The 26,359-nt window shown below is 65.6% G+C and carries 27 protein-coding genes; 13 read left to right on the top strand and 14 right to left on the bottom strand.

Translation table 11 applies throughout. The features are described from left to right. Positions 1-10: 10 nt before the first annotated feature. Entirely contained in the window at positions 11-679 is a 669-nt protein-coding gene (locus BST47_RS09790) for a LuxR C-terminal-related transcriptional regulator (protein ID WP_083125333.1), read from the bottom strand. A 133-nt stretch (positions 680-812) separates the two neighbouring features. Between BST47_RS09790 and BST47_RS09795 the strand changes: the two genes are divergently transcribed. Both BST47_RS09795 and BST47_RS09800 read left to right on the top strand, forming a co-directional pair. Beyond that, positions 813-1,094 carry a GlsB/YeaQ/YmgE family stress response membrane protein gene (locus BST47_RS09795; protein ID WP_083125334.1) on the top strand — a complete coding sequence of 94 codons (282 nt, stop codon included), beginning with the start codon at positions 813-815 and terminating at the stop codon, positions 1,092-1,094. 94 nt (positions 1,095-1,188) lie between these two features. Further along, positions 1,189-1,548, top strand: a complete 360-nt coding sequence (locus BST47_RS09800) for an STAS domain-containing protein (protein WP_107528915.1) — start codon at positions 1,189-1,191, stop codon at positions 1,546-1,548. A 315-nt stretch (positions 1,549-1,863) separates the two neighbouring features. On the opposite strand, the gene BST47_RS09805 is transcribed toward BST47_RS09800, so the two are convergent. Beyond that, positions 1,864-3,024 (bottom strand): hypothetical protein, encoded by a 1,161-nt coding sequence (locus BST47_RS09805; protein ID WP_083125335.1) that lies wholly within the window; start codon positions 3,022-3,024, stop codon positions 1,864-1,866. Beyond that, positions 3,005-4,186 carry a sulfotransferase family protein gene (locus tag BST47_RS09810; protein WP_234809635.1) on the bottom strand — a complete coding sequence of 394 codons (1,182 nt, stop codon included), beginning with the start codon at positions 4,184-4,186 and terminating at the stop codon, positions 3,005-3,007. Before BST47_RS09810 ends, BST47_RS09805 begins: the two co-directional genes overlap by 20 nt. Before the next feature lie 180 nt (positions 4,187-4,366). Between BST47_RS09810 and BST47_RS09815 the strand changes: the two genes are divergently transcribed. Further along, positions 4,367-4,978: a TetR/AcrR family transcriptional regulator gene (locus tag BST47_RS09815; RefSeq protein ID WP_207568578.1), complete on the top strand. Its 612-nt coding sequence runs from the start codon at positions 4,367-4,369 to the stop codon at positions 4,976-4,978. A 21-nt stretch (positions 4,979-4,999) separates the two neighbouring features. On the opposite strand, the gene BST47_RS09820 is transcribed toward BST47_RS09815, so the two are convergent. Continuing rightward, positions 5,000-5,950: a lytic transglycosylase domain-containing protein gene (locus BST47_RS09820; protein WP_083125529.1), complete on the bottom strand. Its 951-nt coding sequence runs from the start codon at positions 5,948-5,950 to the stop codon at positions 5,000-5,002. Between the two features lie 211 nt (positions 5,951-6,161). Here BST47_RS09820 and BST47_RS09825 point away from each other — a divergent pair, with 211 nt between their 5' ends. Continuing rightward, positions 6,162-6,335 carry a hypothetical protein gene (locus tag BST47_RS09825; RefSeq protein WP_234809637.1) on the top strand — a complete coding sequence of 58 codons (174 nt, stop codon included), beginning with the start codon at positions 6,162-6,164 and terminating at the stop codon, positions 6,333-6,335. A gap of 23 nt (positions 6,336-6,358) precedes the next feature. On the opposite strand, the gene BST47_RS30220 is transcribed toward BST47_RS09825, so the two are convergent. Further along, positions 6,359-6,520, bottom strand: coding sequence for a hypothetical protein (locus BST47_RS30220; protein WP_165799764.1), 162 nt, complete (start codon positions 6,518-6,520; stop codon positions 6,359-6,361). Positions 6,521-6,703: 183 nt separating this feature from the next. Here BST47_RS30220 and BST47_RS09830 point away from each other — a divergent pair, with 183 nt between their 5' ends. From BST47_RS09830 to BST47_RS09840, 3 genes are all read left to right on the top strand, one after another. Then, positions 6,704-7,984 (top strand): acyl-CoA dehydrogenase family protein, encoded by a 1,281-nt coding sequence (locus BST47_RS09830; protein ID WP_083125336.1) that lies wholly within the window; start codon positions 6,704-6,706, stop codon positions 7,982-7,984. Between the two features lie 136 nt (positions 7,985-8,120). After that, positions 8,121-8,312, top strand: coding sequence for a hypothetical protein (locus BST47_RS09835; protein ID WP_083125337.1), 192 nt, complete (start codon positions 8,121-8,123; stop codon positions 8,310-8,312). Between the two features lie 186 nt (positions 8,313-8,498). Then, positions 8,499-10,133 carry a hypothetical protein gene (locus BST47_RS09840; RefSeq protein WP_083125338.1) on the top strand — a complete coding sequence of 545 codons (1,635 nt, stop codon included), beginning with the start codon at positions 8,499-8,501 and terminating at the stop codon, positions 10,131-10,133. Between the two features lie 29 nt (positions 10,134-10,162). On the opposite strand, the gene BST47_RS09845 is transcribed toward BST47_RS09840, so the two are convergent. From BST47_RS09845 to BST47_RS09865, 5 genes are read right to left on the bottom strand one after another with little or no spacing between them, the layout of a single operon-like run. After that, on the bottom strand, positions 10,163-10,903 hold the full coding sequence (locus BST47_RS09845; RefSeq protein WP_083125339.1) for an SDR family NAD(P)-dependent oxidoreductase: 741 nt from the start codon (positions 10,901-10,903) through the stop codon (positions 10,163-10,165). Between the two features lie 24 nt (positions 10,904-10,927). Then, entirely contained in the window at positions 10,928-12,535 is a 1,608-nt protein-coding gene (locus BST47_RS09850; protein WP_083125340.1) for a dipeptide ABC transporter ATP-binding protein, read from the bottom strand. Further along, positions 12,532-13,407, bottom strand: coding sequence for an ABC transporter permease (locus BST47_RS09855; protein ID WP_083125341.1), 876 nt, complete (start codon positions 13,405-13,407; stop codon positions 12,532-12,534). Before BST47_RS09855 ends, BST47_RS09850 begins: the two co-directional genes overlap by 4 nt. After that, positions 13,404-14,372, bottom strand: coding sequence for an ABC transporter permease (locus BST47_RS09860; RefSeq protein ID WP_083125342.1), 969 nt, complete (start codon positions 14,370-14,372; stop codon positions 13,404-13,406). Before BST47_RS09860 ends, BST47_RS09855 begins: the two co-directional genes overlap by 4 nt. Next, positions 14,369-15,895, bottom strand: coding sequence for an ABC transporter substrate-binding protein (locus BST47_RS09865; protein WP_083125530.1), 1,527 nt, complete (start codon positions 15,893-15,895; stop codon positions 14,369-14,371). Before BST47_RS09865 ends, BST47_RS09860 begins: the two co-directional genes overlap by 4 nt. Before the next feature lie 138 nt (positions 15,896-16,033). On the opposite strand from BST47_RS09865, the gene BST47_RS09870 reads away from it, so the two are divergent. Beyond that, positions 16,034-16,570, top strand: coding sequence for a hypothetical protein (locus BST47_RS09870; RefSeq protein ID WP_083125343.1), 537 nt, complete (start codon positions 16,034-16,036; stop codon positions 16,568-16,570). A gap of 73 nt (positions 16,571-16,643) precedes the next feature. Continuing rightward, complete coding sequence (locus BST47_RS09875; protein WP_420094028.1) at positions 16,644-17,705, top strand: glycoside hydrolase family 183 protein; 1,062 nt, start codon at positions 16,644-16,646, stop codon at positions 17,703-17,705. A 2-nt stretch (positions 17,706-17,707) separates the two neighbouring features. Here BST47_RS09875 and BST47_RS09880 read toward each other — a convergent pair whose 3' ends face one another. Continuing rightward, entirely contained in the window at positions 17,708-18,469 is a 762-nt protein-coding gene (locus BST47_RS09880) for a 3-oxoacyl-ACP reductase family protein (RefSeq protein WP_083125344.1), read from the bottom strand. Positions 18,470-18,580: 111 nt separating this feature from the next. Here BST47_RS09880 and BST47_RS09885 point away from each other — a divergent pair, with 111 nt between their 5' ends. The 3 genes from BST47_RS09885 to BST47_RS09895 all read left to right on the top strand — a co-directional run bounded on the left by BST47_RS09885 (position 18,581) and on the right by BST47_RS09895 (position 23,265). Beyond that, positions 18,581-19,669, top strand: coding sequence for an NAD(P)H-dependent amine dehydrogenase family protein (locus BST47_RS09885; protein ID WP_083125345.1), 1,089 nt, complete (start codon positions 18,581-18,583; stop codon positions 19,667-19,669). Positions 19,670-19,734: 65 nt separating this feature from the next. After that, positions 19,735-21,495, top strand: a complete 1,761-nt coding sequence (locus BST47_RS09890) for an Hsp70 family protein (RefSeq protein ID WP_083125346.1) — start codon at positions 19,735-19,737, stop codon at positions 21,493-21,495. Positions 21,496-21,522: 27 nt separating this feature from the next. Beyond that, positions 21,523-23,265 (top strand): acyl-CoA dehydrogenase family protein, encoded by a 1,743-nt coding sequence (locus tag BST47_RS09895; protein WP_083125347.1) that lies wholly within the window; start codon positions 21,523-21,525, stop codon positions 23,263-23,265. Here the strand turns inward: BST47_RS09895 and BST47_RS09900 are convergent. Next, on the bottom strand, positions 23,262-23,561 hold the full coding sequence (locus BST47_RS09900) for a hypothetical protein (protein WP_083125532.1): 300 nt from the start codon (positions 23,559-23,561) through the stop codon (positions 23,262-23,264). The two genes, BST47_RS09895 and BST47_RS09900, sit on opposite strands and share 4 nt — an antisense overlap. Beyond that, positions 23,558-24,187, bottom strand: coding sequence for a DJ-1/PfpI family protein (locus tag BST47_RS09905; protein ID WP_083125348.1), 630 nt, complete (start codon positions 24,185-24,187; stop codon positions 23,558-23,560). Before BST47_RS09905 ends, BST47_RS09900 begins: the two co-directional genes overlap by 4 nt. A 91-nt stretch (positions 24,188-24,278) precedes the next feature. Here BST47_RS09905 and BST47_RS09910 point away from each other — a divergent pair, with 91 nt between their 5' ends. Beyond that, complete coding sequence (locus tag BST47_RS09910) at positions 24,279-25,241, top strand: GlxA family transcriptional regulator (RefSeq protein WP_083125349.1); 963 nt, start codon at positions 24,279-24,281, stop codon at positions 25,239-25,241. Between the two features lie 3 nt (positions 25,242-25,244). Here the strand turns inward: BST47_RS09910 and BST47_RS09915 are convergent, their stop codons facing one another. After that, positions 25,245-26,333, bottom strand: a complete 1,089-nt coding sequence (locus BST47_RS09915) for a class I SAM-dependent methyltransferase (protein WP_083125350.1) — start codon at positions 26,331-26,333, stop codon at positions 25,245-25,247. Positions 26,334-26,359: the final 26 nt, after the last annotated feature.

Here is a 26,359-nt window from a genome sequence, read left to right on the forward strand (position 1 = left end):
AGGATCGAGCCTACGGGCCGCCCTTCCAATGTTCGATGCGGTTGTGGTCAGGTGTGAAGCCGTGATTGACACCCCATAGGACGGCCTGCGTGCGGCTGGACACGCCGATCTTGCGGTAAATCGTGCGAATGTAGGACTTGATGGTGTTGGGACTCAGATACGTCAACGTCGCGACATCGGCATTGCTCTTGCCCTGGGTGATGAGTGCCAGAATCTCTGATTCCCGGTCGCTGAGCCCCTCGCCACGACCTGGCCAATCAAGCCCGACTGCGCTACGGGGCCGCGGCGGGACGTCGCTGATGACCGTCTCTCCGGCGTGCACCGCCTCTAGCGCCGCGACCAATTCTCGCGCGGGCAGCGTCTTGGAGAGGTAGCCGTCGGCGCCGTGTTGTCGAGCGCTTTCGATGAGTTCAGGGTGAAAGTTCCACGTGTAGACCACGACTCGGCGTGCCCTCGGGTTGGCAACGAGATGTGCGATCTGCTCGTGATCGGATTCAGGTTGGGCGAAGGAGTCGTACAGGACGATGTCCACCGCGTCTTCCAGACCCATGTTGGAGTCGATCTCGGCGACGACCACCCGGTCGCGGTATCGGTCGAACATGTTGGCCACGCCCATCAGTACGACGTCGTAGTCGTCGACGAGAGCGACGGTGATCGGAGTGTTCGGCGGCGATGCCATCGGCCTGAGATTACCTACTTAGGGGTGTATTAGCACCCCCCTTAAGGGTGTTGCATTGGTGGCAGCGTCGAGCACCCAGCTCGACCGACCGGTCCAAGCGCGCAGTCAGCGCTCAATAGAAAGGCTCATCGCCATGATCGGACTCATCCTGAGCATCCTCGTCATTGGACTCCTTGCCGGCGCTCTGGCGCGCCTGCTGGTCCCCGGCAGGCAGAACATATCGGTCGTGATGACCATTGTCCTCGGTGTCGTCGGTTCCTTCGTCGGCGGATTCCTCGGTTACCTGCTCTTCGGTAAGGACGGCGCAGAGGGCTTCCTCCAGCCCTCGGGAATCCTCGGCTCCGTCATCGGCGCCGTCGTTGTCTTGCTGATCTGGATCAGCGTCGGACGACGCAGCTCGGTTCGTAGCCGCTAAATCGGTTCATGCACAACAGAGATCGGCTTCGAAGCACTCCGGGGCCGGTCTCTGTTGTCACCGATTCCTTTGCTCGTGCTTGGAGAGGGTAAGCGTGAATCCACCGACGATCGACTTCGGCGTCGCAGAGCACTGGGTCGGGAATGGTGTCGTAGTGGCGGTATGGGGAGACCTGGACCTGGCTACTGCGCCCAAACTGGCCGACGCGATCGAGGCCGTTGCCCGAAAAAAGCCGGCGGCGCTGATCGTAGATCTGTCGCGGGTCGACTTTCTGGCCTCAGCGGGAATGACCGTGCTGATCACCGCGCACCGAGAGATCGCACCGTCAGCGCGATTCGGCGTCGTTGCGGATGGTCCTTCCACCGGTCGGCCGCTCAAAATGATCGGGATCGACACCATCGTCGACGTGTACCGCACCCTCGACGAAGCGTTGGATGAATTCGCACCGAGCTAAGGGTGGCGGTCGTACGTGGGGCGGCAGGAGCGCGCCCGATCCAAACCCGACTGCTGCGTCTGTGCACACAGCGATTCGACGGCGGCCAGCCTGGTGCTGGCTGTTTAACACCACAGTTGCACCAGCGGCCGTCTAACAGGGGACAGCGGACCGACTCGAAGTCCATTGGACGCAACCTGCCCCATCCCGTGCTGCCTTCAAGGCTAGCGTCTAGCTGGCCAAAACCACAGGGGGTGGCGCCCCGTTTTCATCGGATTTCGACAAGGTCTGAAGTCAGCGACACTCATGGCCGTAGTCTGCGCATTGCCACGGCGTTCACGGGGTGTTTCGCGCCGCGAAGTGCCGTAGGCGCGCCTCCATCGCCGCCGCGCGTTCGTCCTCGGTGACGCGCCGCGAAACATCGAAGTAGTCGTCGATTTCACCGACGTTGATCACCTTCAGAGTGGGAGCTGTGGGTTGCTCGGGTGTGCTTGCCCGCCATGTCACGACGCCGCTTCGATAGCCCCGCGCGTCCAGCCAATTCCGTACGCCGAAGTCGTGGGTAGACAGCAGGATTCGTACTCGTCCCTCATCGACCAGGGACTGACCCAGGTTCAGACTGGTCTGACGCGTCTCGATGTCGATCATCTCGCTCCACACGTTGGTGAGGCAGATACCCACGTAGGGAGCGCCGGGCGGCACCTCGTAGTCGATGACTGCAACCTCGTCGTCGTGCAGTTCCCAGGCGATGGGGACGAACCACGCACCGGCCATCGCCGACGGTGGCTGCATCGGCGGAATGACGAAATTCTTCGGCAGTGCGCCGAAGACCCGGGCAGGAATGTCCTTGACCCACATCGTGAACAGGTCCCGAGACGCCGCGAGATGCGCCTCGAATGCGGAAAGCGACTCCTCAACCGACGCCGGAGCTGCCGGCGTACCTGGGTTCACGCATTCGATGCCGATCGTGCCCTTCTCCTGAGCGTCCCAATCTCCGAACGTCTGATAGCAGCAGAACGAATCCGCATCGACGGGAAGCTCGAACCAATTGCTGTCGCCCATCTTCTGTCGACTGAAGTAGATCTCGAACGAGCCGTCCGACTTGACGACCAAGTCGTCGGCCAACGCCTTGACCGCTTGGGCCTGATCGTCCTTGCCCGCGTAGACCCCGAACGTCGTCTGGGCGACAGTGCCGAGTTTTCCGTACACCCGGTAGTCGTGGTCGTCGTCGATGCGCGCCGACAGGTAGAGCGTGTCCGGGTTGGAATGACCCCAGTTCCACGGTGAGTACTGTGCGTTGATCAACATCGGACGCGCCGGATCGCTGCGCAACTGAAGACCCATGTACTGAATGTGGCCGATCATGTGCGGAAGCAACGCAGCCGCCGCGCCCTCGTCGAGATCACCCTGCGCGAGCGCAAGGTCCAGTAGGTCGTCATGCAGATCCCGGAATCGCCCCCAGGCCAAGCGGATCGCGCTACTGCTCTGGTCGGTCACGGGTGTCCTCGATTCCGTAGAAGTTCCGGTAGTACTGCAGCTCCGGCCACAGCTCGTCGGTGTCCAGGCCGTAGTCGGCGGCGTCGTAGACGTTGGGCTTACGGGCGCCCCGACCGCGCTTCTCCATGAACCGGACCATCTTCTGACGGGTCGGCTCGGTGAGCTCGATACCGAAGTGCGCGTATATCTCCGCGACGCAGGTCATCGGCTCACGCACCATCCGGTCCATCGGGAAATCGATGAACTGGTCCGACTTCTCCGCGAATTGCTCACGCAACTCGACGTTGCGCTTGAGCATCTTGCCGGTGCGCCAGCGCATGTATCGACCGTGGTCGTGCCAATCGATGTCGTCGGCGGCCATCGCGAAGACCGTGCCAGTGAGCTTGCAACTCGACGCGACAACCTCCGTCGGCTCGCGGTAGGTCGTGACCAGCCGGGCGTCGGGAAACACCTTGAGGATCTTGTCGATGTTGTCCATATGCGGCGGCGTCTTCAACAGCCAGCTCTGCGCGGGACGCAGCCCGCCGCTCTGCATGTACTGCAGCAGGAGCCGTTGCTCCTCGTAGACCCACGTCCGGTCCTGCTCGGTCAGCCACCGGTCGTAGGTCTGACAGTTGAACATCACGTGGAAGGTCTCGCTGTGGAAGGCGTAGGCGTGCAGTAGTGCGCACTCTTGGGCCTCCCAGGCGCCCATCGGGTGTGCGGCATCGAGATCGGGTGCCAGCGAAAGGCTCCGGTCGATCAGCTTCTGACTGCGCTTGATTCGCGGATCGCTCTGCATCGTCGCGGGATTCAGCGGCGGGTGCAGTTCGTCGCACTCCCAGGTGAGGGGATAGCGGAAGCGATCGTCCTGGCTCAGTAGGTGATGGGTGATCGTCGTGCCGGTCCGCGGCGCACCCACGAGGAAGATCGGCTTCTCGATCTTCTCGCCGCGAATCTCGGGGTGAGTACGCAGATGTTCGGTGAGCAGCAGTCGCTGGCGGAGCAGGTTGGAGATGTGCGAGCTCGCGATCAACCGACCGACCCCGTTCAACCGGTCCTCGGTCTCGAGGGCGTCGATGAGGCGGTCGAGTCCTTCCTCGAACCGAGGATCGCCAAAGTCGGTCAGGCCGTTGGCTTGTCGGCTTGCTTTCGCCATGAGGGCGGGCTTGCTCAGCGTCATCGGGCGCACGCCGATCCGACGAGCGGTGCGATAAACCAGATTCAACGCCCGCATTGGCAGGGGTCTCGGCGGTGCGTCGATGGCGATGGTGGATCACTCCTCTGCGGCGTAGGCGTCGTTGCACGACGCTCGAGGATGCCCTTTGTCTTGTAGCCGGATTAACATTACGATCTGAACGTAATGCGGTCAATCAATCGGTCCAACCAGGATGAACCCGGCGAGTCGCGCACCAAAGGCCGGCCGCGCGACACACGGATCGACGACGCGGTGCTGCGCGCCACAGTCGAACTGTTGGAGGAGATCGGCTACACGCGATTGACCATCCCCTTGGTGGCGGCCCGCGCCGGTGCGACACCGCCCGCGGTCTACCGCCGGTGGCCGACGAAGATCGAACTCGTCTACGAGGCCGTGTTTCCGACCCCGCCGAGCGCCGAGTTGCCCCTGACCGGTGGTATCGACGATGCCGTGAGCACGTTGGTCCGAGCGGCGGTCGCATTGTTCAACGCGCCCGCGGTACATACCGCCTGGTCGGGTCTCATGGCCGAGTTGCCTTCTGAGCCAGGACTATCGGCGCGACTGCTCGGCAAGCAACAGGACAGCACCTATCTGCGGTTGCAACGTTTCCTCGACGAGGCGGCGTCCGAAGGGCGTGCCGCGCCGGGGGTCGACGCACGCGTGCTCGTCGACATGATCGGTGGGACCGTCTTGATGGCGCTGGCCAACGAACGGGACATCGACGACGCCTGGATTGCGCAGACCTCGGCCCTGATCGTCGGAGGGCTGGCGCGTTGACAGTGCCGCCCGGTCGGCCCGCTACTGCGGATGGTCGGCCAGGTAGGCCTGGACCGGGATCGGCGTCGTCGAGACGTAGCCGATCGGCAGCAGGACGTCACCGGCGGTCGTGCGGTAGTAGACATCCCATCGGTAGTAGCCGGTGAACGCGGCGGGGTCGGCCGCCAAGACCTCGGCGTAGTCATGGACAGCACGCACGTATCGATCCGAGTTGTTGTACCGGAAGATCGCGTTGTCGGGATTGCCGGCGAAGTTGTTGGCGGCCAGGTAGCGGCCCGCCGCCATGATGCTGTCCCGAAGTGAGTGGATGTCGCCGCCGTCGCCGTAGGCCTCGAACGTGGAGGGCAGGAACTGCATAGGGCCCTGTGCGCCGGCGGTGCTGGTGCCTTCGATGCTGCCGAAGCGGGTCTCGATGAGATGTATCGAAGCCAGGTAGTTCCAGGGGACGCCGGTGGCCGCCTCGGCTTCGCGATAGTGGGCCATCAACGCGTCCGCCGGAGCCGGTGCGACGATCCGCCACGCCGGAACGGTGTCGTTCACCTCGGTCATCGGATACAGCTGACGCCGAGCGTCGACGTTGCGGTCATACGTCGCGATGAGCTCCGGAGGAATCCGAGGACGGATGATCGGATCCCAGTCGGGGTTGCGTCCGATCGCCCGATAGGCGGCCTGCTGACGGCGGGCGGCCGACGTCAGCGCCGGTTCCGGCGTCGACGGGTTACGCAGCGTTCGTTCGTCGGCCACCAGGTCGTCGGCCAGCTGCGCCGGATCGGACGCGATCTTCGGTTGCGCTCCGGCGGGCGCCGCCGGCGGACCCGGCGACGTCGGCTGGTCCATCGTCTGCACGGGGACGGTGGTGGGTGCGGACGACGGTGCAGGTGACGGCTCCGGTGGAGCGCTCTGCGTGCAGCCGGCGAGTACGCACACCGCGGCCGCAAGGCTGAGCAACGTCCGTAGTAGCTGTTGTCCGATCACCGCCCGAGTCTGTCAGTAATCGATGTCGACCGTGTCGGCTGCGTGGATGTCGTATCGGCGGTGCCGCCGATCGTCTTGGTTGTAGGAATGAAGTACATCCCGACAACGAGGGGAGTCAGCGGTGAAGTATGTGCTGCTGTCTCGTCGAGACCGAAGAATTCGCCAACGCCATGGCGGCGTTGGGCGCCTGGCGATCGATGTAGACGATATGCGTGATGTGCTCGACGCCGGCGTCACCCGGGCACAGATCGAAGACGCATTGGCCGTCGGTCTGGTATTTGGAATCACCGCCCGACTGGCCAATGCGTTCGACTTCGATATGGCGACGCCGGCCGCGACGAATGCCGGCGCCAAACATCTCCTGCGGCGCGGATATCGATAAGCGCCGCCCCTATGCCTCCTGCGCTAGAACCAGACTTTTCGGCCGCCGACCGGGCGACCCACTGCACCGAGGATCCACAGGACGACACCAACCACCACGAGGATTGCGCCGATGGTGTAAAGGATCGACAGGCTGGTGAAATAGCCGATCAACAACAGGATGATGCCGAGGATGATCATGGTCACGCTCTTCTCTTGTATGTATTGCGTTGGAACTAACGCACATGTGATTTGCCCGATCCGTTAATTTCAAACCTCCGGCCTTGCCGGCACACGTGTGCGCCGTCGATAGGCCCGGTCGGTGCGGCGTAGCGTCTGGTGGGCAGTTACTGATGTCGGCGGCACGGGACAGATGTCGAGGGGATTTGAATGGCCTGGGATTTCAGCACCGAACCGGAGTTTCAGCGCAAACTCGACTGGGTCAAGGATTTCTGCGAGGAGAAGGTCGAGCCGCTCGACCACATCTTCCCGCACGCCGTGCGTCTGCCTGATCCCGCGATAAAAGCCTATGTGCGCGAACTGCAACAGGAGGTCAAGGATCAGGGCCTGTGGGCGATCTTCCTCGATGAGGAGCTCGGCGGCCCAGGCTTCGGCCAGCTGAAGCTCGGTTTGCTCAACGAGGTTATCGGTCGCTACGCCGGAGCCCCACACATGTTCGGTGCCTCGGCGCCGGACACCGGGAACATGGAGATGCTCGCCGCCTACGGCACCGACGAGCAGAAGGAGCGGTGGCTCAAACCGCTGCTCAATCAGGACATCTTCTCGGCCTACTCGATGACCGAACCGCAGGGTGGCAGCGACCCCAACCTCTTCAAAACAACCGCCGTCCGTTACGGCGACGAATGGGTCATCAACGGCGAGAAGTGGTTCACCTCAGCTGGCCGGGTGGCCGACATCCTCTTCGTGATGTGCACCAACGGCATGTTCGTCGTTCCCCGTGATGCGCCGGGTGTGGAGATCATGCCCGAGCCGCGCAACCACAACCACATCGTCTACCGCGATGTCCGGGTGCCGCTGGATCATCTTCTCGGTCCCGAAGACGGCGCAAAGACGTTGGCGCAGAGGCGTCTTGGCGGCGGCCGTATCCACCACGCCATGCGCACCATCGCACAGTGCAACCTCGCCTTCGACATGATGTGCGAGCGGGCGCTGTCGCGCGAGTCGCACGGCAAGCTCATCTCCGACCACCAGATGGTGCAGGAGAAGATCGCCGAGTCCTACGCGATGATCAAGATGCTGCGCCTCTTCGTCCTGGAGACGGCGTGGAAGATCGACAACACCTCTACCCAGGAGGCGCGCACCGAGATCGCCGCCGTCAAGTTCACGATGGCCAAGGTGCTGCGCGAGGTGTCGTTCAACGCGCTGCACATCCTCGGATCGCTGGGCACCACCGACCTCACCCCGATCCAGGCCATGTATGCGGCCGCACCCACGATGGGCATCGCCGACGGTGTCGACGAGGTGCACAAGGCGACCGTCGCGCGCCGCGTGCTGGGCGGCTACACCCGGCACGAAGGCAACTTCCCGACCGAGTTCCTGCCCTACAAGCGCGAAGAGGCACGCAAGAAGATGCAGCCCCTGCTCGACGCGCGTCCCGAGTTGGCCGCCGCGGCCGAGGCCTACGCGAAGTACTTGGGGCGCCGCCGCTAGCCGCGTCTCTCTCGCCCCAGCGAGGCGACGAGCAGCTCGCCAGCCGAGTGGACCACGGCTCGCCCTGCACGATGCCGGCATGCGCCGCCTTACGCACGAGCCATCGATAGATCATCGGGAACCGTAGGGTGAAGTCATGCGGATCGCCATCATCGTGCTGGGCTTGCTCGTCGCATTCTTCGGGATCGTGTTCACCTTGCAGGGCTTCGGCGTCATCGTCAGCGACAGCCCGATGACCAACACCACCACCTGGTCGGTACTCGGGCCGATCATCGCGATCATCGGCGTCGCCCTGGCCGTCTTCGCCGCGCGCCGCCGCCGTCCGTAGGGTTGTGCGCCGAGGTCGGCGACTGTGCGGATCGACACGGGTGACGCGGCGTTTCGCGGATGAAACCGCACGCTCGAGGTCCGTGTGTAACACCTGAGTCGGACTAGCGATGAACCTTCTGAGATCAGCGCAGCGACCGCTCCTGGTCCAGGCAACTCGTCGGGGGAATTGAAGGAGTCGATAAACGTGGGTGCACCCCTCGAATTTTGCTCGAAGCGAGGCGTCGTCGCTGTTCTGGCGACTGGCGTCGTTATTTCACTGACCGCACTGACCGGGGGAATGGCCCCAGCGATCGCCCAGCCCGGTGACGACAGCGGAGTGACCACCACCGTGGTCGCTCCCGAGCCTGAGGTTGCGGCGCCCGAGCCCGTCGAAGAGGCCCCGCAGGCCCCCGCCGAGGCGCCGGCGCCAGTGGTGCCGCAGGCACCTCAGACTCAGGCACCGCAGACGCAGGCGCCCGCCGAGGTCGAGTCGACGCCCGAGCCGCAGGCCCCGGTGACCACAGTGCCTCCGGTGACCACTGTCGCGCCGGCCGAGCCGAGCGAGGCTGACGTGACGACGGCCTCGCAGGCTCCCATCACGCCTGCCCCGGGCACCGCGACACCCGAGACGTCGGCAGAGGTCACCACCGCGGCCGAGTCGCCCGAGTCCTCGACCGCGGCGACCACCGCCACCAGCCCGAGCGAGGCGGCGGAGTCGTCCGCGTCGACCTCCACTCCGTCGTCGGAGGCAGCGGAGTCGAGCACAGAGACCAGCGGAGCGACCTCGCCCAGCGAGACCTCGGCGAGCGAGTCGGCCGAGACGACTGCGTCCGAGGCGAGTAGCGACGAGTCCGAGACCCCGACGGTCTCCATTGAGCAGACCGCCAAGGAGATCGAGACCATCGAGCCGCAGACGCTCGAGGCCCCCGAGGAGGATGTCCAGCTCGCCAGCAAGGCCGCGCCCGTCGACGAGAAAATCCCCGCCCCGGCGCAGGAGCAGGAGCTCGCATCGTTCTCGAGCGAGATCTCGACGAGCCTGAAGCTCCCCGGCCTCGAGGTGAACACCAGCGCGACGACGAACTTCGCCGTCGATCCGCCGGTCGAGCTGATCAGCCCGGTGCGTCAGTGGCGCCCGGACTGGGTGCAGTACGACGAGTACTACCGGCCGATCATCCTCAACCCGTACCGGGATCCGGTGCGCATCGTCTACATGTACGAGATGACGCCGCGGATCATGATCGTCCCGCCGCTGGGCAGGATGGTCTTCGAGGCCGCCCAGTACGCGGCCTACAGCTTCACCGCCGCGCTGCTGGCCCCGGTCATCGCGGCCGCCAACGTCGCACAAGCCGTGTCCAACATCGCGGTCGGTAGCTTCTTCGGCGGTGGCTATTACCCGGGTGTCGGGATGCCTCCGCCACCGCCCCCGCCGCCGGTGATGCGCTACGACAATGTGCCGGTGTTCGTGAACTACTCGAACGCACGGTATGAGCCGTTCCGGGTCAACCGCATCGTCGATGTGGGCGACGACCCGCAGTTCGGTGAGCGCAAGGTGCTGCTCGACGGCGTCACTCCCGCGTGGGGTGTCTGGAACCAGTCACCAACCGGTGAACGGCAATTCGAGGTGCACCGCACCCAACAGTTCCCCGGTCTCGAGGCGCCCGCTGAGGGTCCGCTGCCGGGTGACTACCGCCTGCGACTGGCGTCCGACGACACGTCGACGGAAGGCCTGTCCGGTCGCGACATCTTCCTGATGGTGTCGGCCGGTGTCATCGGGACGCTGGGCTTCGGTGCGATCGGGTTGGCATGGTTCCTCGGCCGCCGAAGGAACCAGGGCATCTGATCCGAGTTCGACTGCGAAAGGGCGCCGGTTCAGCCGGCGCCTTTTCCGTTGTCGATCCGGTACACCGCACCGTGGATGGCGGCGGCGTCGTCGCTGGCGAGGAACGCGATCGCCTTCGCGACGTCGGAAGGTTCCATGAAACCGCGCGGGGACGCGATGCGCATGATCAGATCCCAGTCGGCGTTCTCGGGGGCGGTGAACTCCGTCGCCTGCGGGGTCGGCATGCCGCCCGGGCAGAGCGCGTTGACCCGGATGTTCGATTTGGTGTACTCGACGGCCAGCGCACGGGTCAGCCCGACCAGTCCGTGCTTGGCCGCGCAGTAGCCGGCGGAGTAGACCTCGCCCTCCACGCCGGCGATGGACGTGACGTTGACGATGTTGCCGCCGGTCTCCAACAGATGGGGAAGAGCGGCGCGGCAGAGGTAGAACGGCCCGTTCAGGTTCACCGCCAGATCGAGGTTCCACTCCTCGTCGGTCATCGTCGTCGTGTGCCGCATCTGATGGAAGCCCGCGACATTCACGAGCACGTCGAGCCGGCCGAACTTCTCGACTGTCTGCGCCACGGCATCCCGGCAGGCGTCCGGCGACGAGATGTCGACCGACGCATACTTGCCGCCGGGCACCGTCTCGAACACCGTCGCCATCTCGTCGGCCCGGCGCGCGATGCCGAAGACTTTCGCCCCCCGCTCCGCGAATACCTGCGCCACGACGGCACCCAGTCCTGACGAGACGCCGGTGATCAATGCGACCTTGTCGCTGAGCTGAGTCATGGCGACACCTTAGGCATAGCCGGGTCAGGTCCGGGCCCGGGGTCGTTCCGGAGGCACCGCGGCAAGTAGTTTTCGGGTGTAGTCGTGTTCGGGCGCGCTGAACAGCTCGGCGGCGGAACGATACTCGACGGCCTCACCGCCCCGCATCACCAGGACGTCGTGGCTGATCTGCTGTACGACGGCGAGGTCGTGGGCGATGAACAGGTACGTCAATCCCAAGTCCAGTTGCAGCTGAGCAAGCAGATCCAGTACCCGCGCCTGCACCGAAACATCCAGCGACGCAGTCGCTTCGTCGAGGACGAGCAGCTCGGGTTCGCCGGCCAAAGCCCGCGCAATGCTGACCCGCTGGCGTTCACCGCCGGACAGTTCGTGCGGATACCGGGACGCGAACGACGTTGGCAGCCCGACGAGTTCGAGTAGCTCGTCGACACGTGCCCGGCGCGCCCTCTTGCCCTTCACCACGCGGTGCACCCGCAGTGGTTCCTCGATGGCCGTGCCGACCCGGGTGCGGGGATTCAATGTCGAGAACGGATCCTGGAACACCAGACTGATCCGCCTGCGCAGTGCCTTCTCAGCGGAGCCCCGCACACCGAAGATGTCGGCGTCGCCCAGTTTCGCTGTGCCCGCATCGGGTTTGATAAGGCCGGTGAGCGTGGCGGCCACCGTCGATTTACCCGAACCCGATTCACCGACGAGGCCGAGGGTCGTGCCGCGGCGGATCGCGAACGACAGCCCCTTCACCGCATGGACCACCGACGCTCCGACCGGCGTGCGCACCTCGAAACGCACATCGAGGTCGTCGACGTCGAGCAACGTGTCGACGTCGTCGGCAGGCGGTGGGGGACCGTCGGCGCCGACGACGGGGCGGGCCTGCAACAGTTCGCGCGTGTACGGATGCTGGGGGAGATCGAATACCTCCAGGACGGGTGCCTGCTCCACGGCGTGGCCGTCCTGCAGTACGGTGACCTCGTCCGCGATCTGGCCGATCACGCCGAGGTCGTGGCTGATCCACACCACGGCGGTGCCGAAGTCGCGCTGCAGATCCCGCACCAGGTCGACGATCTGCGCCTGCGTCGTGACGTCCAGCGCGGTGGTCGGTTCGTCGGCGACCAACAGTTCTGGGTCGCACGCCATGGCGATGGCGACCATCACGCGCTGCTTCTGTCCGCCGGACAGCTGATGCGGATAGGCGTGCAGACGCGTGTCGGGGTCGGGCAGTCCGACCGCCTCCAGCAGTTCGATGGCTCGGTCGCGGGCCTGCCTGCGCGTCATACGACGATGTGTCTCAAGGGATTCGGTGATTTGTCGTTCGAGGGTGAGCAGGGGATTGAGCGACGTACCCGGATCCTGGAAGACGAAGCCGATGCGGCCGCCGTGCACGCTGCGCAACAGCCGATCAGATGCGCCGACGAGTTGGACGTCCCCGGTCAAAGTGCTCGTACCGGACACCGATGCGCCAGGGGCGTCCAGCAGTCCGGTCGCCGCGAGCACCGACATCGTCTTGCCCGATCCGGACTCGCCGACGATGCCCAGCGTCTGCTCGGGCGCCACGTCAAAGGAGATGCCGTGCACGATCTCGCGTTTGCCGATGCGCACCCGTAGGTCGCGCACGCTCAGGGTCGGGCCGCTCACTGCTGTCTCCGTGCCTCGATCATGGTGCGCTGCTTGGGATCGAGGACGTCACGCAGACCATCGCCCATCAGGTTGAACGCGAGCACCGTCACGAAGATCGCGGCGCCGGGAAACACCGCCATCCACCACGCCATGGTGACGAACCCCTGCGAGTCGAAGATCATCCGACCCAGCGACGGCTGCGGCGGCTGAATTCCGAGACCCAAGAACGAGAGTGCCGCCTCCGACAGGATCGCGAAGGCCAGCGACAGCGACGTCTGCACCACCAGCGGGCCGGCGATGTTGGGCACGATGTGCCTGCCGAGAATGTAGAGGTGGCCGGTGCCGATGCTGCGGGACACCGAAACATACGGTTCGACACGAACACTCAGCGTGCTGGCGCGCGAGACCCGGGCGAAGATCGGCGTGTAGACGATGCCGATCGCGAGGATCGTGGTCGTCATACCGGGGCCCAGAATCGCGACCACCGCGAGCGCCAGCAGCAAAACGGGGAACGCGAACATGACGTCGACGACGCGCATGAAGATCGTGTCCAGCCAGCCGCCGCGGTACCCGGACACGACGCCGATCGTCACGCCGACGACGACAGCGAAAGCCACGCTGATCACCGCAACCCGTAGCGATGCCTGCGTCGCGACGAGCACGCGGGAGAACATGTCGCGGCCCAGTTCGTCGGTGCCGAACCAGTGCGCGCCGCTGGGACCCTGGAGCGCGTCTGGCACGTTGACGTCGTTGACGCCAAAGGGCGCAATCCAATCCGCGGTGAGAGCCACGACGGCGATGACGATGAGGATCGCTCCGCTGACGACGGTGACGGGGTTGCCCAGCAGCAGGCGCCACGAGGACACCCGCGTATCGGTGTCGGCGGTCATGACAGCCGGATCCTCGGGTCGACGACGGCGTACAGCGCGTCGACGATCAGGTTGATGAGCAGGAACAGCGCGGCGATGAGCAGCACCGCGCCTTGAATCACGGGATAGTCGCGAGTCGCCACCGAGTTGTACACGAGGCGGCCGAGGCCGGGCCACGCAAACACCACCTCGACGACGATGACGCCGCCGAGGATGGTCGCGAGCTGGATGCCGGTGATCGTCAGCACCGGGATGAGCGCGTTGCGCACGGTGTGCCGAAACGTCACGACCCGCGGCGACAGACCCTTCGACCGCGCGGTGCGGACGTATCCCATCGACGCGACCTCCAGCACCGCCGAGCGCACATACCGGGTCATGATCGCGCCCGCGACGAGCCCCACCGTCAGCGCGGGCAGCACGATGTGGCGCAGCCAGCCACCCGGATTGTCCAGCAGCGGTTGGTATCCCGACGTCGGGAGCCAGCCGAGCGTCGTCGCGAACAGCGCGATCAGCAGGATGCCCATCCAGAAGTCCGGCACCGACACCCCGAACTGGCTGGCGACCCGGATGATCGCGTCGCTGACGCGACCCTCGTGCAGCGCCGACCAGATGCCCGCCGGCAGTGCGATCAGCAGCGCGATGACGATGCCGACCACGGCCAGCGATACCGTCGCGGGTAATCGCTCCAACAGGATCACTGTCACCGGATCACCGTTGCGGAAGCTCACGCCGAGGTCTCCGGTCAGCGCCGAACCGACGTAGCTGAAGAATTGTTCGACGATGGGCTTGTCGAGACCGCTCGCCGACCGTAAGGCCTCGTACGCCTGCGGGCTGTAGCGCGTGCCCAACGCGATGCGTACCGGGTCTCCCGGCACGAGGTGCACCAACGCGAAGACGATGATCAGCACGCCGAGCAGGACGACCGCCGAGTAGGCGAGTCGGCGCACCAGGAAACGCACGATCGGATGAGTCACGAAGCGGTTCACTGTGTCTGGCCTCGATCGAGTTCGACGTGGCGGAACCGGACTGCGCCGTCGCGCCGTGACTCGAAGCCGAAGACGTCGGTGCTCCACGCCTGAATCACGGACGGGTTGTAGAGGTAGATGTAGCTGACCTCGTCGGCGATCTTCCTCGCCGCGCGGGCGTAAACATCGCCGCGCGCTTCGCGATTCGTCTCGACCCGTCCGGCGTCGAGCAGTCGGTCGACCTCCGGATCGGAGAACTTCTGCGCATTGCTGGTGCCGCCGGTGTGGTGCTGTGCGTAGTAGAAGTCGTCGGGATCGATATTGCCGAGCCAGCCCATCATGAGCATGTCGAAGTTGCCGTTGTTCTGCTCGTCCAGCCAGGTGGCGAAGTCGACGGTGCGGATGCTCACCGTGATGCCAAGTGGCGCAAGGTTGTCCGCGATGACCTGCGCGGCCGTCACCGTCTCCGGGTATTCGCTGGTGACCAGCATGTCGAGGTCTGTGTCGGTCACCCCGGCTTCCTGCAACAGACCCTTGGCCTTCTCGATGTCGTAGCCGTAGCGGTGGTATTCGGTGTACCAGGGATTGCCCTCGGGGATCGCGAGCTGGTTCGCCGCAGCGGTGCCGTAGCTGGTGGCGGTCACGATCGCGTCCCGGTCGATGCCATAGGCGACGGCCTGACGGACCCGCACGTCGTTCCAGGGCTTGCGCGCCTCGTTGAGCGCGAGATACCAGTAGTCGTTGCTTGGCGTGACTGCCAGGTTCACCGAGTCATCGTCGCGCAGCTGCGTCACCCGCTGGGGCGGGATCGAGTCGGTCCAGTCGACCTCGCCGGCCTGCAGCGCCGACAGCGCCGTCGTCGGCTCGGAGATGAAGCGGTACGTCACCCCAGAAACGCTCGGCGGGCCACCCCAGAACGACGGGTTGGCATTGAGGGTGATGGAATCGCCGCTCTTCTGACCGCTGAACGAGAACGGGCCCGTGCCGATCGGATGTGTGGCGATCTGGCCGCTCTCGACATTGGCACGTTGCACGATCGCCATGCCCTTGAAGCCGCCGATGTTCGTCAACAGGTTGGGGGTCGGTTGCTTGAGACGGATCACAACGGTCTCGGCGTCGGGGGCGCTGACATCGGTGACGGCGCTGAACTTGTCGACGTTGGTCAGCTGCTCGTCGATGATGCGGCGGTACGAGTACACGACGTCGTCCGCGGTGAACGGGCTCCCGTCGTGAAAGGTGACACCCGGCCGCAGGCGGAACGTCCAGACGAGCTGGTCGGGGCTGACGATCCACGACTCGGCCAGTGCCGGTCGCATCTCGAGGTTGGCGTCCGGTTCGACCAGCGTGTCGAAGACGTTTTCGAGCACCTCGAACGAGAAGTATGCGCTGGTCTTGTGGGGGTCGAGCTGATCGGGTTCGCCCGCGATAGCGGCGATGAGATTTCCTGACGACGCACCCCCGAGGTCCACCCGCTGGCCGGTCGAGCACGCGGTCAGGCCGAACAAAAGGGTGACGACAGCGACCAACACCGCCACTCGTCTCATCGCCATCACCCCGAACGCATCTACCCGCTCGGCGCGGGGCTTGAAACGCCGGGCGTGGTGAAAGGGGTGACGGACCAGCCTGCGCACTGGAATACTGCACGGGATTCAAGGTCTGTTGCCGCGTGAAGGGGTGCCATCGTGAGGTTCGTCAAGGGGCTTGTCATGGCCCTCCTCGGGATTGCCACCGCCCTCGGGGTCGTTGCACCGGCTCAGGCGCAGGGCCCGGCCGCCAGGGCGCCGGGCACTCCGGAAGGCGTTTATGACGTCAACATCGACGGGCAGGCGCAAAGCACTTGGGAGATCTGGCCGATCTGCGTGCCGACGGTGGGTGACCTGCGTGATCCGCTGCTGTTGCCGGTCGCGTGCTCGTTGAAGGTGGGGCCGTCCAACCTGGCCGGCCGTGATGCGCGCATGGTCGACGGAATGTGGCAATTCGTCTACAACGACGCCGAGCGCACCTGCCCCGACGGCAGCACAGCACCGCAACAGGTGATCTTCCGATTCGACGGGTATTCGTTGACCGGCGAGATGAAGGTGCTGCACGGCGATGAGTGCGGCGACTCTCCCGCGATGGTCGTTGCGCCGTTGACTCTGAAGTTCAACCGGCCGCTGTCGATCCCCGTCACCCAGTACCCGCTGCAGTGTGAGCCGGGCGGCTTGCGCCGCTGTTTCTGAGTTGCCTGGCGACTCCTCGATCGGCCGGCAGGCGGGTCGCGGTCTCGGCCCACGCACGCGCGCAGCAGTTCCGCTGCTCAACGGGAAGGTCGTCGACCTGACCGGTCCCGGCCTGACCGAGCGCTGGGGCGTCACATGCACCGATCTCGGGGCATCGGTCGTCGCGCCGAACGGAAAGCTGGTGTCCGTGTTCGGCGACACCTTCTCGGGTCGCAAGGTCGGTGAGGGGGACTGGCGCTCACCCGTCGTGCTGATCGGCACTGGCGACGCCGACCACGAAATCGTGTACGAGCGGGCCGGCGGAGCCGACCCCGACTACGCCCGACAGCTGTGGCCCTACCTCCACGACGACGCGTCCACCGGGTGGACCCGCGGGGGCGTCAGCACCGTGATCCCCTCCGATCTGCTTCGTGTCGACAACTCGATCTATCTGCACGCCATCGTCAACCGCGGCTTCGGCAACGTCGCATGGACGGAGATCTGGCGTTCCGACGACAGCGGTGTCTCGTGGGCGCACATGGGGCGCCGGGCGAAGTTCCCGGCCGCGCGCCACGGCGGCCATGCGCAGTGCTGGTCGTGGGACTTCGACCCCGACGCCGGCTGGGTTTACGTGGTGGCCACGGGTTTTCAGCGTGACAAGGGCATCATCCTGATGCGCGTGCGGCCCTCGAACATCGGTGACCGAACGCGCTACGCGAGTTGGGGTTTGGCAGGGGGACATTGGAGGTGGGGTGAGGTGGCCACGCCGATCACCCCGGTCGGTGAGAAGTGGGGAGAGCTGACGTTCCGCCGGGTGGCACGGGGCAAGTGGATTGTCGGCGGGTTTCTCGCATCGAAGTATGCACTCGGCTACCGGGTCGTGGAATCGCCGGTGGCCAAGCTGCATACGACCCCGTTGCAGACGCCGGTGCTCGGCTCGGCTTGGCATGGCGAGGACCATGTGAAGAATCAGGTCGCGCAGCTGTATGGCGGTTACGTGCTGCCCGGATCTCGACTTGACATCGAAGGCGGTGTGGGACTGGTGGTCTCGCAGTGGAACACCGCCGACGGGTGGCCGTACCGCGCGATGCAGTTCAAGGCAGGGCTGCGGGATACGACGAAGACGCCGGATCCTTCGGACCCCGTCAACATGTAGCCCTAGACGGTGAACCCGCCGTCGACGTTCCAGTGCGCGCCGGTGATGTATCCGGTGTCGGGACCCGCCAGATAGGCGACGACGCCGGCGATGTCACTGGGCTGACCGTAGCGCCCACCGGCCATGACTTTCTTTGCCATTTCGGCGAATTCGCCTTCGGCGGGGTTCATGTCGGTGTCGATGGGACCGGGCTGGACGTTGTTGACGGTGATCCCGCGCGGGCCCAGGTCACGTGCCAGGCCGCGGGTCAGGCCCGCGACGGCTGCCTTCGTCATCGCGTACACAGAAAGACCGGGGCCGGGAACTCTGTCGGCGTTGATGCTGCCGATGTTGATGATGCGACCGCCCTCGCCGAGATGCGTGAGTGCGGCCTGGATCGCGACGAACACGCCGCGAATGTTGACCGCAACCAGCTTGTCGAACTGCTCGAGCGGGAATGTCGCCGCGTCGCCGAGGAACGCGATGCCCGCGTTGTTGACCAGGATGTCGAGGCCACCGAGTGCGGCGACGGTTTCCTCGACCGAACGGGTCACCTGTTCGGGGTCGGCGGCGTCGGCCTGGATGGCCACGACCGTCGCACCGTCGGCAGCGACGTCGGCGGCGAGCTTCTCGGCTTCGGCCGCCGAAGCGCCGTAGGTGAATGCGACCGCGGCGCCGTCGGCAGTGAGCCGACGCACGATCTCGGCCCCGATTCCCCGTGACGCGCCGGTGACCAGTGCCCGGCGTCCCACGAGTGGCTTGACGTTTCCGCTTGCTGTTGTCATGGCGTGGATAATGCCGCAGAAGCGGTAAACATTCCCGGCCTCATTCTCGCGACGCCGATCAACCCACGGCTAGGGTAATGACGGGGGCCGATTGAAAGGTGCGGTTGACGCGTGACTGTGGACTCTCAGAAGAAGCGGATCGTCATCTACGGCACTGGCTTCGTCGGCCAGATGGTGATCGCCGAGATCGTCAAGCACCCGTTGTTCGAGTTGGTCGGCGTCGGCGTGAGCAACCCCGACAAAGTCGGCCGCGACGTCGGAGAGGTCTGCGGTCTCGGCACGACGCTGGGAATCACCGCCACCGACGACATCGACGCGCTGATCGCGCTCAACCCCGACGCCCTGGTGCACTACGGCCCCACCGCCGCGCACGCCGAGGAGAACATCAATCTCATCACCCGGTTCCTACGGGCAGGGATCGACGTCTGCTCGACAGCGATGACCCCGTGGGTGTGGCCGACCATGCACCTCAACCCGCCCAACTGGATCGAACCCATCACCGAGGCCTGTGAACTCGGCGAGGCGTCCTGTTTCACCACCGGCATCGATCCCGGCTTCGCCAACGACCTGTTCCCCATGACGCTGATGGGGCTGTGCTCGGAGGTCCGTTCGGTCCGTGCTTCCGAACTGCTCGACTACACCAACTACACCGGCGACTACGAGCGTGAGATGGGAATCGGCAGGCCCCCGGAGAAGAAGGCCATGCTCGAAACCCCGGACATCCTCGTCTTCGCCTGGGGTGGAACAGTTCCCATGATCGCGCACGCGGCGGGCATCATGCTCGACGAGATCACCACGACCTACGACAAGTGGGTGACCCCCAACGAACGCAAGTCCGCCAAGGGCGTCATCCCCGCGGGGAACGTCGCGGCGGTGCGGTTCACGATAAACGGCCTCTACCAGGGCGAGACCCGCATACAGCTCGAACACGTCAACCGGATCGGCGATGACGCCGCACCCGACTGGCCGACCGGCAACCAGAACAACGTCTACCGCGTCGATATCGAGGGCACGCCGAGCATCTTCCAGGAGACCGCATTCAGGTTCACCGACGGCTCCGGGCGCGACGCCGCGGCCGCCGGCTGCCTCGCCACCGGTATGCGCGCGCTCAACGCGGTGCCCGCGGTCAACGACCTGTCCCCCGGCTGGGTCACCGCGCTCGATCTCCCATTGATTCCAGGGTTCGGGACCATCCGCTGAGTAACGTTTTCGCCGTCTGATCAGATGGACATCTCCGGACAACAATCTGATCGAGACGGGAAGACATGTCTGACGGGCTAGGGCTCTCGGTAGGGGCCACCCGCTTGGCCGCCGTGGTGGTGGGCCGGGCGGCGCTGTCGCGCACCTCGGTCCTGACGCGCTTTGAGCACCGGCCGCCCGAGGTCGGGGTGCCCAGCGAGAACCCGAACCTCAACGAACGCGGGTTGATCCTCACCGACTTCGTCGACCGTGTCGGTGACCCGGTAGGCATCGTCGCGGCAGACGGTTCCACCCACCTCGCCGACGGCGTCCTCGCCGACGCGCTGCGCGCTCTGCTGCTCACCTTGACGGGCGGCCGGCCACCGGTCGACCCGGTCGCGGTCACCTATCCCGCACACTGGCGTCCGGCGGCCGTCGAAAGCCTGCGCAACGCGCTGGCCGCCGTGCCGGAACTCGGCCAGCCCAACCCCGCACCGCTGGTGTCCGACGCCGCCGCCGCAGTGCGAGCGCTGCAGGACGACCCGGGCGTGCCGACGCGCGGCGTCATCGCGCTGTGCGACTTCGGCGGCACCGGGACGAGCGTCACGCTCCTCGACGCCGACGCGGGCTACGCGCCGCTGGCTCCCACCGTTCGCCACACCGATCTCTCCGGCGATCTCGTCGACCAGGCCTTGCTCACCCACGTGATCAACGATCTGTCGGCGGCGGGAAACATCGACCTGTCGGGTACGTCGGCGATCGGTTCGCTCACGCGCCTGCGGGCCGAGTGCCGCAACGCCAAGGAGCGGCTGTCCACCGCCAGCGTCACCTCGCTGATGGCTGACGTCCCCGGACACCGTGGCGAGGTGCGGCTGACGCGCAACGAACTCGACGACGCGATCCGTCATCCGGTCACCGACTTCGCGGGTGTGCTGCAGGAAGCGTTGGAGCGCAACGGCGTTCGCGAGCTGGCCGCGGTTGCCACCGTCGGCGGAGGAGCGCGAATCCCGATCATCACAACCACGTTGTCCGACCGCTTCCGGGTACCGATAATCACCAACGGTCAACCCGAGCTGACCGCGGCCATCGGCGGCGGCCTGACGGCCGCGCGCGGAACCGTCGACGACGACCAGACAGCCATGGCCGCGGCCGCCGCTGCGGCGGCGCCCGCCACGCAAATGGCGCCCGAAGTGGTTCCGGCGGCCGACGAGATGGCTCCGTCGGGCACGTTCGGGGCACTGGCATGGTCCGACGCCAACGACGTTCCCGACGTGGCGCCGACCGGTCACTACGAGTACGACTCGCCTGCCGACCCCGACGACGTCCGACCGCAGATCCAGTTCCAGCCCGACCCGCATGACGACGAGCGCTCCGCGAAGGCGCTGCCCTGGTACCGCCGGCCCGAGGTGGCGCTGGGGGCAGGCGTGCTCGTGGTGCTGGTCGCATTGGCCACGGCCCTCATCTTCGTGATGCGCGGCGGCGAAACCCCGCCGGAGACGGCGTCGACCACGGCCCCCTCGCAGCCTCCGGCCACGAGCGCGGAGGCGCCTCCACCTCCGGAGACGCAGGCCCCGCCGCCCGAGACCGCCACGCAGGAGGCGCCACCGCCGCCGGTGACCGAGACCGTGACCGCGTCCCCGACCGAACCGTCCCCGACCACTCCGCCGCCCCCGGAGACGCCGCCGCCGCCTCCTCCGCCCACCAGCGAAGCGCCGCCGCCCACGACGACTCAGCCGCCGGCAAGCACACCACCGCCGCCGCCGACCGTCCCGACGCTGCCCTACGAGACGATTCCCGGTCTACCGTTCGTCCCGAACCCGATCCAACCGCCGCAACCGGCGCCTTAGCGTCGGCGGCGGTCCTAGGCTGACGCCATGACGACCGATGGCCTGCTTTTCGACCCCAATACCTACGACCCACCGCAGTTCGATGCCGAAACACGCAGGCTGTTGCGTGCAACCATCGACTGGTTCGAAGGTCAGGGCAAGAAGCGCCTCCTCGATGACGATCTGGCCGCGCAATGGCCTGCCGACTTCGTCGACTTCGTCAAGCGCGAGAAGCTGTTCGCGACGTTCCTGACCCCATCGGAATTCGCCGCCGGCAACTCGGACAAGCGCTGGGATGCCGCGCGCAACGCCGCCCTCTCGGAGATCCTCGGGTTCTACGGCTTGACGTACTGGTACACCGAACAGGTCACCATCCTCGGCCTGGGACCCATCTGGCAGAGCGAGAACAAGGACGCCAAGCTGAGGGCAGCCGACGACCTCGACGCCGGCGAGGTGATGGCCTTCGGGTTGTCCGAACGCTCCCGCGGCGCCGACGTCTACAACACCGACATGGTGCTGACGCCGGCAAGCGAGGAGGACCGCGCCAACGGCATCCTGTACCGGGCGACAGGGGAGAAGTACTACATCGGCAACGGCAACGTCGCCAGCATGGTGTCGGTCTTCGGACGGCGCGGCGACGTCGGGGGCCAGGACGCGTACATGTGGTTCGTCGCCGACAGTCAGCACGACGACTACCACCTGATCGACAACGTCGTGCACATGCAGATCTACGTCAGCACCTTCCGGTTGGACAACTATCCGGTGCGAGAAGAGGACATTCTGCACACCGGCGTGGAAGCCTTTGCCGCGGCACTGAATACGGTCAACATCGGCAAGTTCAACCTGTGCTCGTGCTCGATCGGCATGACCGAGCATGCCTTCTACGAGGCGATCACCCACGCGCAGAACCGCATCCTGTACGGCAACCCCGTCACCGAATTCACCCACGTGCGAACCAACTTCGTCGACGCGTACTCCCGCCTGATCGCGATGAAGCTGTTCAGCCAGCGCTCCGTCGACTACTTCCGGTCCGCGAGCCTCGACGACCGGCGCTATCTGCTGTTCAACCCCATGACCAAGGCGAAGGTCACCATGGAGGGCGAAACCGTGCTGCGGGCATTGCACGACGTGATCGCCGCGAAGGGATACGAGAAGAACACGATGTTCCGCGAGGTCGCGCAGTTCATCGGCACCCTGCCGCGGCTGGAGGGCACCGTGCACGTGAACGTCGGCCTGGTGCTCAAGTTCATGCCGAACTACATGCTGAATCCCAAGGAATATCCGGCGATCCCGATGCGCAACGACGCTGCGGACGACACATTCTTCTGGAACCAGGGGCCGACGCGGGGCGCCGGCAAGGTGCAGTTCGCCGATTGGACTCCGGTGTACGAGGAACATGCCGGCATTGCGAACGTCGCGGTGTTCTACGACCAGGCCAAGGCATTCCGGGAGTTCCTCCTGACCGCCGCGCCCGACGCCGACCAGCAGCAGGATCTCGACTTCCTGCTCAACGTCGGGCATCTGTTTTCGTTGATCGTGTACGGGCAGCTGATCCTGGAGCAGGCCGCGCTGACCGGTCTGGATGCCGACATGCTCGACCAGATCTTCGACTTCCAGGTCCGCGACTTCAATATGTATGCCGTTGCGCTGCACGGTAAGCCGACCGCGACGACGGCCCAGCAGGACTGGGCGCTGAGCGCGATCCGCAAGCCCGTTCCCGATGCGGAGCGGTTCCATCGGGTCTGGGAACGGGTCAAGGCCTACGACGGCGCCTACGAGATGGCGCCCTAACGGCGGCGCTCACCCGTCACCGCGGACCGCGGTAGGCGACCCGCGCGAGAATGGCCGACGAGTCGGTCGCCGTCGACGGTGACGTCGAAGTCGAGGTTCAGCCGCATCGGCTTGCGCACCGACTGACTCCACGTGACCCGTTGTCCGTCAACCACGATGCCCTGCAGCGCAACCGTCTCGTCCTTGCCGGTCGCGGAACCGGTGAGGGCGCCGTCCTGTTCGGTGAAGGTGTAGCGCACGGCGAGCGAGCCGATCGGTGTCTTGATCGTGACGTCCCAGTCGCCGGCAATGCTCATGCTGTCCACACCGTCCCTCGTCGTTCGTAGGCGAACAAGTCCTCGACCGCGAGGGCGACCGTCGGTCCGTAGGTGCGGTCGAGCAGATGGAGTGCGAGGTCCAAACCGGAGGTGACGGCTCCGGACGTCACCAGGTCGCCATCGTCGACGACCCGGGCGTTCACCGTGGTCACGCCGGTAGCCTCGAGCAGGTCCATGCCGAGGTGGTGGGTGACCGCGTTGCGGCCCTCCAGCAGCCCACCCATCGCCAGCGCGAGCGAGCCTCCGCACACCGTGGCCACAGTGACGTCTGGACTCTCCATCGCCTTGCGCAGCAGTGGAATGGCTGCCGATTCCGCGAACCGTGCGAGCAGGACGGGGATGGTGTCGACGTCGTCGGGATCGCCGTCGATCGGCCCGGACGCGCCGGGCACGACGATGAAACCGGGCTTCGACGGGTCGAGCTGCGCGGTGGCGTGCAGGACCATTCCCAGGGTCCCGCTGAGCACCTCCCTGGGCCCCTCGGCCGACACGAGCTCGACCTGGAGTTCGCCTCCGGCGAACTCACTGCCGGCGGCGAGCACTTCGAAAGGTGCGGTGGCGTCGAGCGGATCGAACCCGTCGAACAACACGATCTGTGCGTACACACCCTGATCGTCGGCCCATCACGGCCGGGTCACCAGTGGCCAGATCGCCACATATCGCCAAGATATTGCCATGTCCTGTTATGGTCCCGGTATGCACGTCGTCGCTGTGCTGGCGCTGCCAGACACCATCGCGTTCGATCTGGCAACCGCGGTCGAAGCTTTCGGTCGGGTCCAGTTGCCCTCTGGCGCACCGGGATACCGCGTCGTGGTGTGCGGATCGCAACCGGAGGTCACCGCCGGGCCGCTCCGCATCGCCACCGACCACGGCCTCGAAGCGCTGGCCGATGCCGACACGATCGTCGTCCCCGGACGTAACGATCCCACCGTCGATACTTCCCAGGAGGTCTTGTCGGCTCTGACCGCCGCCCATGCCCGCGGCGTGCGGATCGCGTCGATCTGCTCAGGTGCCATCACGCTGGCCACCACCGGATTGCTGGACGGTAAGCGCGCGACGACCCATTGGATCGCCACCGAGTACTTTCGCGCGCGCTTTCCCGCCGTCGACCTCGATCCCGATGTCCTCTACGTCGACGAGGGCCAGGTGCTGACATCGGCGGGCGCATCGGCCGGTTTGGACCTGTGCCTGCACATGATCGCTCGCGACTACGGAGCCACGGTGGCGGCCGACGCGGCCCGACTCGCCGTGGCACCCCTGCATCGCAGCGGGGGACAGGCGCAGTTCATCGTCCGAAATCAAGCCGCTGTCAAGCACATTGCCGAGCGCACCGAACTCGACGACGTGCTCGCGTGGATCGAACAGGAAGCACACCGCGACGTGACGTTGCACGATATCGCGGCCCGCGCCGCGGTGAGCGTGCGAACCTTGAACCGGCGATTCCAGTCCGAGACGGGTCAGACGCCGATGCAATGGCTGACGGGAGTGCGGGTCCGCCATGCTCAACAGCTGCTCGAGAGCACCGCATACGGTGTCGAAAGGATCGGCCGTGAGGTCGGCTTCACCTCCCCGGCCAATTTTCGCGAGCAGTTCCGGCGGCTGACTGGAGTAGCACCCGTGAACTACCGCAACACCTTTCGTGAGCGGATGGCAAGCTGACGGCTACGTCTTGGATTGCCGCTTGACCAGCACCACATGCGCCATCGGAATCTGCGTCTGCTCCGGCGACGCCGCCAGCCGACTGACCACCCCGGCCTCGAGCCGATCGAAGAACTCCGTCTTGCGTGGGTCGGCGTGGCCTCCTTCGAGCGCGGTCGCGAACGTCGGGAACGCCGCGGCACGGCAGAACGCCCCCCACTGAGCACCGAAAGCCTTGGCGTCCTTGTCGATTTGGTACTGCTTGAAGAAACGGTCTTCGGCGTCGAAAAGGTCGAGTTGCTCGATCTCGAGATTCTCGAACCGTCCGGAAGGCGCAAAGCACGCGCGGAAGTCGGCAGCGCTGCGTCCGGCGATCGGCAGGACCATCCGCTGTTTCTCGTCCTCGGTGATCATTCCGGCCGCGGTGAGTTCGGCCACCGCGTCGTACATGCTGTCGAGGAGGGGGTGGTACCCGAAGTCACCGGACTCATCGATACCCGGCGTCATCACCACTATCCGTCCACCAGGCGCCAACTCTCGGCCACGGAACGCGACGAACTCGTGCCAGTCGTGCGCGGCCTGACGCGCATACTCGGCTTTGACGCGCTCGTCGCTGCTGTAGGCGACGTGGATGTGGTCGGGGACCGGCGCGGGCACGCGGCTGAGCCATTGGATCGCCCACGAACTCCAGCCCAGGTTGACGCTGTTGGACGGGAGGATCTGCGCGTAAAAGGAGCGACCCACGGCTGAGGCGAATGTCGCCGCATCTTTTCGCAGGTAACTGTCCGGGTCGTCGCTGAGCGTCTTGAACAATGCCGTGAAGTCGTTGTCCGGCAGGTCGGTGTGGACGACCAGGATCGAATGGTCGTGTCGGGTTCGCTTGCGCAGCACAGCGATAGCCGCACACATGGGCAGAAGAGAGTTGTGGCCGTTGGCTGCGCCGTAGTCGGCGACGACGATCGGCCCTGGTTGCTTGGGCAGCGGTACCGCGTCGGCCGCCTTCTCGAATATCGCCATCGCCGCAGGCAGCCCGGCGGCCTGCAGTCGGGAACTGGCCGTGTAGGTACCGCTTTCCATCGGTTCAGGCCGCACGACGATGCTTGACTCAGGCATCGCGACCTCCGGGACGTGTTGGCAGC

It is taken from the genome of Mycolicibacterium tusciae (assembly GCF_002086795.1).
Taxonomy (GTDB): Bacteria; Actinomycetota; Actinomycetes; order Mycobacteriales; family Mycobacteriaceae; genus Mycobacterium; species Mycobacterium tusciae.

Coding starts and splice junctions, on each gene's coding strand:
- BST47_RS09825 (WP_234809637.1), top strand. CDS start 6,162: ATGCGTGATGTGCTCGACGCCGGCGTCACCCGGGCACAGATCGAAGAC.
- BST47_RS09890 (WP_083125346.1), top strand. CDS start 19,735: ATGTCTGACGGGCTAGGGCTCTCGGTAGGGGCCACCCGCTTGGCCGCC.
- BST47_RS09900 (WP_083125532.1), bottom strand. CDS start 23,561: ATGAGCATTGCCGGCGACTGGGACGTCACGATCAAGACACCGATCGGC.
- BST47_RS09815 (WP_207568578.1), top strand. CDS start 4,367: ATGCGGTCAATCAATCGGTCCAACCAGGATGAACCCGGCGAGTCGCGC.
- BST47_RS09910 (WP_083125349.1), top strand. CDS start 24,279: ATGCACGTCGTCGCTGTGCTGGCGCTGCCAGACACCATCGCGTTCGAT.
- BST47_RS09795 (WP_083125334.1), top strand. CDS start 813: ATGATCGGACTCATCCTGAGCATCCTCGTCATTGGACTCCTTGCCGGC.
- BST47_RS09880 (WP_083125344.1), bottom strand. CDS start 18,469: ATGACAACAGCAAGCGGAAACGTCAAGCCACTCGTGGGACGCCGGGCA.
- BST47_RS09855 (WP_083125341.1), bottom strand. CDS start 13,407: ATGACCGCCGACACCGATACGCGGGTGTCCTCGTGGCGCCTGCTGCTG.
- BST47_RS09895 (WP_083125347.1), top strand. CDS start 21,523: ATGACGACCGATGGCCTGCTTTTCGACCCCAATACCTACGACCCACCG.
- BST47_RS09790 (WP_083125333.1), bottom strand. CDS start 679: ATGGCATCGCCGCCGAACACTCCGATCACCGTCGCTCTCGTCGACGAC.
- BST47_RS09865 (WP_083125530.1), bottom strand. CDS start 15,895: ATGAGACGAGTGGCGGTGTTGGTCGCTGTCGTCACCCTTTTGTTCGGC.
- BST47_RS09835 (WP_083125337.1), top strand. CDS start 8,121: ATGCGGATCGCCATCATCGTGCTGGGCTTGCTCGTCGCATTCTTCGGG.
- BST47_RS09810 (WP_234809635.1), bottom strand. CDS start 4,186: ATGACGCTGAGCAAGCCCGCCCTCATGGCGAAAGCAAGCCGACAAGCC.
- BST47_RS09915 (WP_083125350.1), bottom strand. CDS start 26,333: ATGCCTGAGTCAAGCATCGTCGTGCGGCCTGAACCGATGGAAAGCGGT.
- BST47_RS09830 (WP_083125336.1), top strand. CDS start 6,704: ATGGCCTGGGATTTCAGCACCGAACCGGAGTTTCAGCGCAAACTCGAC.
- BST47_RS09845 (WP_083125339.1), bottom strand. CDS start 10,903: ATGACTCAGCTCAGCGACAAGGTCGCATTGATCACCGGCGTCTCGTCA.